9 protein-coding genes and 1 pseudogene are annotated in these 9,627 nt (G+C 53.9%); 2 read left to right on the top strand and 8 right to left on the bottom strand.

Annotated elements, in window-relative coordinates:
- The 8 genes and pseudogenes from ABD07_RS07135 to ABD07_RS07100 all read right to left on the bottom strand — a co-directional run.
- A pseudogene (locus tag ABD07_RS07135) lies at positions 1-879 on the bottom strand (diacylglycerol kinase family protein); the annotation flags it as partial.
- A gap of 15 nt (positions 880-894) precedes the next feature.
- A complete protein-coding gene (locus tag ABD07_RS07130) occupies positions 895-1,899 on the bottom strand; it encodes a diacylglycerol kinase family protein (RefSeq protein WP_160817709.1) in 1,005 nt (334 codons plus the stop codon).
- A 28-nt stretch (positions 1,900-1,927) separates the two neighbouring features.
- Entirely contained in the window at positions 1,928-3,160 is a 1,233-nt protein-coding gene (locus tag ABD07_RS07125) for a CDP-alcohol phosphatidyltransferase family protein (protein ID WP_108699317.1), read from the bottom strand.
- A gap of 101 nt (positions 3,161-3,261) precedes the next feature.
- Positions 3,262-4,326 carry an LPS export ABC transporter permease LptG gene (lptG, locus tag ABD07_RS07120; protein WP_108699318.1) on the bottom strand — a complete coding sequence of 355 codons (1,065 nt, stop codon included), beginning with the start codon at positions 4,324-4,326 and terminating at the stop codon, positions 3,262-3,264.
- Entirely contained in the window at positions 4,323-5,405 is a 1,083-nt protein-coding gene (gene lptF, locus ABD07_RS07115; protein ID WP_160817708.1) for an LPS export ABC transporter permease LptF, read from the bottom strand. Before lptF ends, lptG begins: the two co-directional genes overlap by 4 nt.
- Before the next feature lie 67 nt (positions 5,406-5,472).
- Complete coding sequence (locus ABD07_RS07110; protein ID WP_160817707.1) at positions 5,473-6,315, bottom strand: nucleotidyltransferase family protein; 843 nt, start codon at positions 6,313-6,315, stop codon at positions 5,473-5,475.
- Complete coding sequence (locus ABD07_RS07105) at positions 6,312-7,463, bottom strand: N-acetyltransferase (protein WP_160817706.1); 1,152 nt, start codon at positions 7,461-7,463, stop codon at positions 6,312-6,314. The genes ABD07_RS07110 and ABD07_RS07105 overlap by 4 nt, the downstream gene beginning before the upstream one ends.
- A 94-nt stretch (positions 7,464-7,557) precedes the next feature.
- Positions 7,558-8,022 (bottom strand): hypothetical protein, encoded by a 465-nt coding sequence (locus ABD07_RS07100; protein WP_240142462.1) that lies wholly within the window; start codon positions 8,020-8,022, stop codon positions 7,558-7,560.
- A 459-nt stretch (positions 8,023-8,481) separates the two neighbouring features.
- On the opposite strand from ABD07_RS07100, the gene ABD07_RS07095 reads away from it, so the two are divergent.
- Together ABD07_RS07095 and ABD07_RS07090 are read left to right on the top strand one after the other, a co-directional pair.
- A complete protein-coding gene (locus ABD07_RS07095; protein WP_108699323.1) occupies positions 8,482-8,736 on the top strand; it encodes an exodeoxyribonuclease VII small subunit in 255 nt (84 codons plus the stop codon).
- Positions 8,726-9,619 carry a polyprenyl synthetase family protein gene (locus ABD07_RS07090; protein ID WP_108699324.1) on the top strand — a complete coding sequence of 298 codons (894 nt, stop codon included), beginning with the start codon at positions 8,726-8,728 and terminating at the stop codon, positions 9,617-9,619. The genes ABD07_RS07095 and ABD07_RS07090 overlap by 11 nt, the downstream gene beginning before the upstream one ends.
- Positions 9,620-9,627 lie beyond the last annotated feature (8 nt).

Genomic DNA, 9,627 nt, shown 5'->3' with positions numbered 1-9,627 from the left:
TTCCACGCGCACACCGGTGTGCCGCTCGATTTTCCAGGCGGCGTAGTCGACGCTATTGCTGAAGGTGAGTGTGGCTTTGGCCAAGCGCAGGATCGACAGGACTCTGCCCTGCCAGCGGCGCAGCCGCCAGTGCCACAACGCTTGCCGTTGACTGACCGGACGGGTCAGGCAGCGATACTGCCCGTTTCCCTGTTTCTCCAGGATTTCTGTCAATAGCGGACTGGCGGCGGCTGTCAGCCGGGTAAACGCATCCCGGTTGGCTTGTGCCAGATGACGCGCGCGCGATTCGTTTTCGGCGCGCAATTCAGCGGCGTAGGTGAAGATCAGGCAGCGGGTCCAGATTTCCTCGACATCCACGGTGTCGGCTTCCAGCGCGGGTACACCGGATTTTAAAAAAGTAATGACGGAATGCACCAATGTGGCATAAATACGCTGCCGCACCGCATCGTTGCGCGCATACAGCAGCCGTGACGGTTGCGCAAAGCGTGCCCAGATGTAGGAGTGAAACCAGAACTGCGCGCCGCGCGCAAAATCGGCGGTGGAAATGACAGCGTATTTGGCGCGCAATGTTTTTTCCTGATGCGGCACTTCCAGATAAAACACATTCGGCGCCAGCCAGGCATTGAGGGTGGCCAAATAGCGCTCCGGATACGCTTTGTGATAGCTGTCGACGATGACATACAGATCGACAATGCCTTCTTCCAGACTCACGGCGGAGTGCAGGCAGGAGCCGTACAGCACTACGGCATCGAGCGATTCGCCAAAGCGCATGATGAGCGCATCCACCAAAGGGACGAAATCGGCGGAAACCGCTTTTTTGCTTTCCGCCGCGACTTCATCGATCAATTCGGCGGGGATTTCGGGTAAGGGGGTGGTCATGGCGATATCCTATAGCTATAGCACGAGAAATGTCACGGGATCGGTGGCGGTAATGGTGATTGGCGCTTGCGGATTAACAGACCGGTACAATTCACCGTCGACAATGTACTCGTCGTCCATGTGCACACTCAAGGAGCTGGTATTGTGGCTGTAGTAACCGTCTTTTTCCTGTAGCACCGCGCCGCCGCCCGACAATATCGGCCATACCGAACGCCACAGGCGCTTGTGCTGCTGATCGACCAGAGTTACATGCAACGGTGCCGGTTCTGTCCCCCAGTACGGGCGGATGTTCAATAACAGGCAATCCAGCGCGCTGACCAATGCAAACAGATAAGTACCCTGGTGAATCCGTCCGTTGGCTTCCGTCAGGGTCATGTTAACCGGCGCCCATTCGCTTTGTTGGCGGCCCAGAATCATATTGGCGAGCATGCCAACCAGCGATCGCAACATGATCAACGCGGTGAAAATGCCGCCGGTGATACCGATTTGTTTGACCGGGCTGCGCGAGAATTTTACGCCGCGTGCGACCAATCCAACGGCGAAGAACATGCCATAAATGGGATTCATGCCAGCTTGTTCGATACGCAAAACCGTACGTTGCACCAGTGTTGGAGCGGATGGTTTAAGCAAATAAGCGTGCAAGCGGCGGATGATTTGTTCGGGTTTGCCGCGCACACCCAGGTCCAGCGGTGTCATATTCGTGGTGCCGCCCGGTATGATCGTGATGAGCGGCCAGTCAGCAGGGGCGCGAGCCGCGAATAAATGACCGAAAATCGCATGCGTGGTGCCGTCACCGGCGGCGATCACCAGTAAGTCGATATCGGCCTGGAGCAATTGATCAATCGCGCACTTGAATGTGATCGCATCATTGGCTTCGCATACCAGCATGCCGGGTATGTCGTCCAACGCTTGCCGGATCGCCGGTTTGCGCTTACGGATCTGACCGCCCATGGGATTGAGCAAACAACCGGTTTTGGCTGTTCCGCTTCTCAAACGGTCAATCCGCGCTTGTAACGTCATCAGGTATTGTTATGTGCAATGTGGTTTTTTACGAAAGCGGGAGCGGTTTTCTAAGATCGATCGGGGCGCGCGTGAAAATCTTCACCGCCCATTGTTCGCGATCACGCGCCGGATCGATATCCTGCAACCAGGATCGCAATGATCCTTCCTTCTGCTTGGTTTTCCAGCCATCGGCCAAGCGCCAGAGCAGAATTCCCGTTGAGATTACGTGCCACAGCACCACCAGCAGTAGCCCGGTATCCGGGTGGCCGTTGAGCCATCCGCACGTGAGTAACAGTAAATTCGGATTGCGCCGGGCTGTGATCAGCCGGTTAAAAGAATCCATTTTGCGCCAGATGAACATATCGAAATGCGCCAGCCAGTACTGGAATGCGCCTTCGCACAAACGCCCGCCGATATACCCCAGGAACATCAAGAACATCATTACGCTCAATCCGGTCAGCGGTGTTGCCGTGCCTTCCAGACCCAGCCCCCAAGCCAGATACCACAGCGGCGGGTGGATGATATCCAAACCGTGATCCATGACATCGCCGAAGCGGCTGGACGTGACCGTGACGCGCGCCAGTTTTCCGTCCACCGTGTCGAGAAAGGTCATGAACCAGCCCATCAATAGGCCGATGCCAAAGAATCCGGCCCAGAACGCCAACCCCGCCAGCACGGCGAACACGACACTAAGATACGTGACGTGATTGGGTTGCCAGCCTTGGCGCACGCAATAATGCGTGACCCAGAATGCCGGAACCGGCCAGACCCATTTGGTGACCAGATCGGTGACGCCTTTATACGATCCGGAAAACAGTTCTTGTTCCAGCAGCGGGCGGTTGGCTTCGCTGACCGGTAAAATGTACGGTGGATCTTTCTTTTTCAGATTCTGCTGGTAATCGATTTGCAGATCTTTTAATCCAATGCGCGAGATCGTCAGCAGCGCGAATTTATAGTTCTGATCCTTGTTGTTATTGAGATTGCGCAACAGTTGCGGCGCGTAATTGCCGTCGGTGCGGATCGCCGCGGGACAGCCTTCGTCGCTATACAAGGCGGCTTTCTTGTCCATGCCGAGCAATGCGCTGAGCACCCGGGCATCGAATAGAAAATTGGAATTCAGGAATAGGGCGGTAGCGCTAACGGGAATTTTTTCAACGTCATCGGCCAGTATGATGTCCTTATGCGTTTGCAGCATGCGCCGCAAGCGCTCGCGTCCGGTCAATCCCCAGATGGTTATTTCATTTTCACCGAAAAAATAGATATAAGTTGCAGTCGACATGTGTGATGGAGAATTAGGATTATTCAAGTGCAACACGTTACGCCAAACGATGCGATTTTAGAGGTTTTGCGGTAACAATAACAGCAGTTAATACACGGCTGTTAAGAAGTCCGGCGTAACCAGAGCGTGGCCAGGGTGATCAGCGTCAATCCCGGCGCCAGTGCCACCAGCGCGGGGTTTAAGCGCAGGATCAGACCGGCATTGGCAATAATTTGATCGAGCAAGTAAACCGCGAGGCCGATCAGCGCGGCGAGAATGAGCTTATTGCTCAGCCCGGAACGGATCGACCCGAACACCAGCGGAACCGATAGTAACAGCATGGCCACCGTCATTATCGCGCCGCCCGCCTTGCGCCACAGCGCCAGGGCGTAGGAATCGGCTTCCTGGCCGGTGCTGCGCAGAAATTCCACATGCCGCACCAATTCCAGCGGCGACAAGCTTTCCGGCGGCTTGGTCAGTGTTGCAATATCTTCCGGATTGACGAAGGAAGACCAACGGATCGAACCGGCATGATTCACTGAGATCCGGCCGTCGTCATGAAATGTTCGGATTACTGCATTGTTGAGTTCCCAGACTTGGTCTTCCACAATGTCGGCATATTCAGCAACGGTATGCGAGAGCAGGAGATCTTCCGCGCTCAGATGCAGAATCTCGATGTCGGCCGCGCGCTTGTTATGCACGATCATGCCGATGCGCAGAATGTTATGCTCGTTGCGCGTCCAGATTCCCAGGTTCTTGCCCAGTTCCGCGCTTTGCTCCAATGCGATGGCGCGATTGGTGATGGCTTTTTGTTGCAGTTGCGGCGCGACAAATTGTTCCAGGATGGCGATAATCAACAGTAGTGCAATGCCAACGCTTAACGGCGCGAAGCTGATATGCAGCGGGGAAATGCCGGCGATCCGCATGGCGATCAATTCCGAATTTACCGCCAGTTTCCCCAGCGCAACCACCGTGCCGAGAGATGCGATAAAAGGTGCGATCTGAATAAACCGGCGCGGTAATATCATGGCGGTGTAGAGGAACGCGTCTTGGGCGCGGTAAGTTCCTCTACCCACGTCATCCAGTTGATCCAATAAGTCAAAGAAACTGAATAATGGCAGCAGGACGGCGGTGGACATCACGAAGCCGATCAGGACCTGGTAGGCAATGTAGCGATAAATGATCATTGGGTGCGTGCGAAGAGCCGTTTTTTATTTGATAACAATGCGTACATGCCGAGTCCTGTCAGCATCAGCAGATCCAGCCACCAGACGCCCGGTATGCTGCCGACCACACTTTGTTCAACCCAGGTTCTGGCCAATCCGCTGAGATTGTAATAAGCGGCGAAAACCAGGGCGGCGGCGATGTAGGTCCGCTCGGTTTTATCCTGGCGCGGCGAGATACGGATGAAGGTCACCGCGATCAAAGCCATCAGAATCGCCGAGAGCGGGCGGGAAAGCCGCCATTGCAGTTCCGCGATGTCACGCGGCTGGGTCGATTCCCATAAAGTGCGGGTGGCGGCTGCCTTGCGCCGGTAATTCAGCACATAGTCGTTATCGATGAAATAAGTCATTTTCTCGAACCGTATGACATCGTCGATGCTGGCTGTTTTACTCAGCTCGTACACCACGCCGTCGGATAACAGAATGTGCGGTCTTTCTTCCTTGGTTGCCGGTTGAATCTGACGGGCCTGCTTGGCGATGACAATTTCGCTGCCTTCTTTTTTCTTGATGTAGTGAAAAATATTCTGCATTTCCTTGTCGGCGTCGTTTTTGCTGCGCACATACACAACCCGGCCGGTTTTTTCACTGCCATAGAAACGTCCGGCCTGGAAACGATTGGTGTTGAGTTCGGCTTCCGCTTGCGCATCGAGCATATAGCTCTCGGCGTAGGCCCACGGGCGTACATACGATGACAGCATGCCGCTGATGAGGCCGACCGGTATCGCTACCGTCAATACCGTGAGCACAATGCGTGTGCCGCTGACCCCCATGGTGCGGATGATGTTGAGTTCCTGATCTTTGCTGAGCCTGCCGAGACCGATGATGACCGAGATATAGAGGGCAATGGGGATTAACACTTCCAGCGCGATCAGCGTTTTTAGGAACACCAGTTTGAGCAGCGCGGAAACGCCCAGGGTTTCCGTTACGGCTCCGGCTAACAGCCGGGCGCTGATGAAACTGGCGAACAGACCGACCAGAATGAGGATGACTACCGTGAAAGGCAGTGATATTTCGCGCGCGATATACCGTTCAATTAATTTCATATACCGGTTTGATCAGTGATTGACTGACAATAAGGCGAATATCATCGGGAATGCTGGTGAAGGTTGCTCAAGACCGATCGGTGCTGCTTTCGGAACCGGCTTCCCGGCTGAGAATTGCTTCCGCCAGCATTAAATCCGCAACTTTGTCGACATCGATACCGGCGCGGGGATCGTCCAGTATGACCAGTTGGATGTTGACCCCGGATTTTTCCGATACGGCGGCTAAAGCCCGTTGCGATGTGAGCAGTCCAAATACATACCGCAATACCGCTTTGAATCCCAACACCTGTCCGATCAACCGCCACGGACGTTTGCGCAAATCTTCTGCTTGCCGCCAGAATCCGACCAGCGCCCGCCCTTGCGGGTTGAACGCATACAGATTGCAGCCGCGGAACCCGCCGTCGCGTAAGCGGATAATGGTGCGTTTGCTACCGGGAAATGCGCTGGCGATGGCTTGTCCGCTGACAGCGCCTACAGCGGCGTCACACTGCAGGGTCAGGGCATTCTGTAAAAAGCTGCGCACGATGCCGGGTGTGAGTAAGGCATGATCGGCCGTGGTCAATAATACCGGCGTGTCGAGCGGTATGTGGTTGAGGCCGCGATCGGCGCTGCGGCTCGGGGAATCCAGATTCGGCAGCCAGATAACTTGTCCGGAAGCGATGCGTTGCTTTAATTCCGGGCAACGATCGTGCAGCGATTCGGGAGGCCCGCACAGGATCACCGTGGAGATCAGATCGCAGGCCTTCAATGTATCCAAAACGCGAATAATCATCGGTACACCGCCCACCGGTGCGAAAGCCTTGCAGGCCGCACCAGTATGCTGCGTAATGGGATCCTTGCTGGTGCGGTCGGCAGCCAGAACCACCGCGGCGAATTGCTGCGCCGCCGGGCGGGCTTCTTCAGCGCTCATAGTGTTTTTCCATAAATGCGGTAGCGTTTGTATTGTTCGCTGCCAATGCTGTCGAGGATGCCGCGCATTGCCATGTTATCTTCCAGTATCCAGGACATTTCCACTTCCTTAATGCCACGTTTCATGCCTGCTTGACGGGGTGCATCGATGACCAGGCAGGCCAGCGCCAAGCCGATCGGTGAATGGTGATATTTTTTTCGCACCCCCATCAGCGGAATGCGTCCCGTGTGGATTTCGTGGTTGCGGACTTTATTGATTAATTTCAGCCAGCCGAATGGAAACAAGCTGCCGTTGAGTTCGATCAGCACTTCGTTGAGATTGGGCAACCCGACCATGAATGCCGCCGGTTCGCCGTTGACCTCGGCGATTTGAATATACTCGTCGGGCAATAACAGCCGCAAGCTGCTGCCGAGTTCGGCGAATTCTTCCTGCGTAAACGGGATAAACCCCCAGTTTTCCGACCAGGCATCGTTAAAGATGTCGCGCAGCGTTTCCATTTCCTGATCGAATCGATCGCGTTGCAATGTGCGCAATTTGATTTGCGGCGAGCACCGGTTAATCACTGCTTGCATGACGCGCGGTATTTCAAAATCGACTTTGACCTTGTAAGCCAATAAATCCTTCTGCGGAAGATATCCTTGTGATTCGAGTAGACGGCTGTACCAACGCGGCGAATGCGGCATCATGACCACCGGCGGGGTATCGAATCCATCGACCAGAATGCCGCATTCCTGGTTGATCGACAGGTTAAACGGGCCGCTGACCCGGCGGATTTCCCGTGAAGCGAGCCAGGCTTCCGCGTGCAGCAGCAGCGTAGCGAATACTTCCGCATCGTCGATACATTCCAGCAGACCGAAGTGTCCGCTGTCTGCGCCATAACGTTCCTGATGCAACGAATCGATTTGCGCGCTGATGCGCCCAACCGGCTGGCCGTTTTGAAATGCAACCCAGGCTTGCCATTCGCCATGCTTGAAATAGGGATTGAAGCGGGAGAAATGGAAGCACCGCTCCAAACGTAGCGGCGGTACCCACATCGGATCGTTCGCATAAACATGCCACGGCACTTCGATAAACTTACCCATATCACGGTAAGACATGACCGGGCGCACCGTTACCCTGGGATTGACCGGCTTATCGTGTTGAGTCATGGCAGGTGAACGATGTCGTTTTGATGATAGTGCGGTGAAAAAGAATTATAAATTCATGCTGATTTGCTGTTCTGACCGGCGTGGCCGGGAATTGCTACTTTTCAGTATGCTTCAGTAAGTTTGTTATCAGTTGATGAAAAACGGCTTTGGGATCGGGTTCGTTGCTGGCGGACTGGCCGGTAGCATTCTGCTCCGCTGCGGCAATTTTTTCATCGGTGATCGTGCGGCAAAAGTCGCGGAAGTTATTCCAATCCGTGTTGTATTTGAGTAAATGATCCTGTCGTATGAAAACACGCAGCACTTCAAAATTCTGATACATCTCCGGCAAGCGGGATGTCAGGTAATGGTTGATGTTGGGTGGCCAGCGTTTATGCTGCGGATACATATCGGCCAATTCAATTTCGATGGTATAGCGGAAATTTTCGATGGCCATAGCACGGCGCTTGCGGTTAACGATATCCACCATAATGGCTACTACCCCGAGTAACCCGAATAAGACAAAGGGCCATAGCGGAACGGTTTCAAAATATGAGGCGATTTGATCAAGGCTTTCGTTCACGATATTCTCAATTAATGTGCGTTAGAAAAAATAGAATGGGTTCTTATACTGCGAACCGCTACCAAGAATATTGCTGAAATAAGCGGGTGTGGCGATCAAAATAGGCAAGCAATCATTATTATTTCATCACATACGCTTACCGGTTTCGATGATGCCATCCAAGGCTCGTATCTTGCCATAGTAATATGCATGGATCAATATGATTACCGTGCGCGGCTGACATTGCAAACAAGTCATCGGGAAACCGCGGTCAATTTTCCTGAAATGATTGCAATCGCAGGTAACCGGTGATCTGAGCGGCTTCTTGAGTGCCTGTTCCCGGCTTCAAGAAGGTATGATGAGCGTCATTTCTAAATTTGAATTGACCTGATACTGCTAATTGCGTTATTTTTGTCTGTTTTTTTGTAATAGAACCACTTATTATTCTGCATATGAGTTTCTTGCTGGCTTGAACGTCTTATGACCAAATCATCTAAACAGGCTGCGCCACCGCAACCGGAGAGCTTTGAAGCGGCGTCGGCTGAATTGGAGAAAATCGTGACGGCCATGGAAGCGGGGCAAATGTCATTGGAAGCTTCTCTGGCAGCCTATCAGCGGGGAGCGGAGTTGTTGCAATATTGTCAAAGTAAGCTGCAAGGCGCGCAACAGCAGGTGCGCGTGCTGGAAGCCGGTATGTTAAAAAATTTCACTAGATCCGATAGCGATGAGCGTTGATTTTCAGAGTTGGGCAAGCGGTTGTCAGGCACGGATTGAAACGTTTCTGGATGCGCGATTGCCCGCAAGCGATTGTGTTCCGGTGCGATTGCATAAGGCCATGCGTTATTCCGTGCTGGGGGGCGGCAAGCGAGTCCGTCCACTGTTGTCCTTTGCGGCGGGTGAACTCGCGGCAGCGGATGTCGAACGCGTGACGGTCGCGGCGGCAGCGGTGGAGCTGATCCATGCCTATTCGTTGGTGCATGATGATCTGCCCTGCATGGATGACGATGTGTTGCGGCGCGGTAAACCGACCTGTCACATAGAATTTGACGAAGCAACCGCACTGTTGACGGGCGATAGTTTGCAAACGCTGGCTTTTGAGCTGTTGGCGGAAAAGCGTTTGGCGGATACACCGGAAGCGCAACTGGAAATGATTGCGCAATTGGCGCTGGCTTCGGGTTCGCGCGGCATGGCGGGCGGGCAGGCGTTTGATCTGGATAGCGTCGGTAAAATGCTAAGCCTGCCGGAACTGGAATTCATGCATATTCATAAAACCGGCGCTTTGATTCGCGCTGCGGTGATGCTGGGCGCGCGTTGCAGCAGCCGTTTGGGTGATGAGCAGCTCAGCAAACTGGATCATTTTGCCAAGTGTGTCGGCTTGGCGTTCCAGGTGGTCGACGACTTGCTGGATGCCGAGGCGACGACCGCCACCTTGGGCAAAACCGCCGGTAAGGACGCGGAAAACAATAAACCGACTTATGTCAGTATTCTGGGCATCAGTCAGGCGCGCGAGCTGGCGGAAAAGTTGCAGCACGACGCGGATCAAGCGTTGGATGGTTTCGGTGAAGCCGCGGCAAGATTGCGCCAGGTAACCGATTTTATAATTAAACGTAAATTCTGAGTTTTTCT

It is taken from the genome of Nitrosomonas oligotropha, assembly GCF_009833085.1.
Lineage (GTDB): Bacteria > Pseudomonadota > Gammaproteobacteria > Burkholderiales > Nitrosomonadaceae > Nitrosomonas > Nitrosomonas oligotropha.
Note: the sequence above shows the minus strand (reverse complement) of the source record. Positions and strands in the feature narration are given on the sequence as shown.

Excerpts from the sequence above, each read along its gene's own strand:
- ABD07_RS07105 (WP_160817706.1), bottom strand. The coding sequence starts at position 7,463 with ATGACTCAACACGATAAGCCGGTCAATCCCAGGGTAACGGTGCGCCCG.
- ABD07_RS07090 (WP_108699324.1), top strand. The coding sequence starts at position 8,726 with ATGAGCGTTGATTTTCAGAGTTGGGCAAGCGGTTGTCAGGCACGGATT.
- lptF (WP_160817708.1), bottom strand. The coding sequence starts at position 5,405 with ATGAAATTAATTGAACGGTATATCGCGCGCGAAATATCACTGCCTTTC.
- ABD07_RS07095 (WP_108699323.1), top strand. The coding sequence starts at position 8,482 with ATGACCAAATCATCTAAACAGGCTGCGCCACCGCAACCGGAGAGCTTT.
- ABD07_RS07130 (WP_160817709.1), bottom strand. The coding sequence starts at position 1,899 with ATGACGTTACAAGCGCGGATTGACCGTTTGAGAAGCGGAACAGCCAAA.
- ABD07_RS07125 (WP_108699317.1), bottom strand. The coding sequence starts at position 3,160 with ATGTCGACTGCAACTTATATCTATTTTTTCGGTGAAAATGAAATAACC.
- lptG (WP_108699318.1), bottom strand. The coding sequence starts at position 4,326 with ATGATCATTTATCGCTACATTGCCTACCAGGTCCTGATCGGCTTCGTG.
- ABD07_RS07110 (WP_160817707.1), bottom strand. The coding sequence starts at position 6,315 with ATGAGCGCTGAAGAAGCCCGCCCGGCGGCGCAGCAATTCGCCGCGGTG.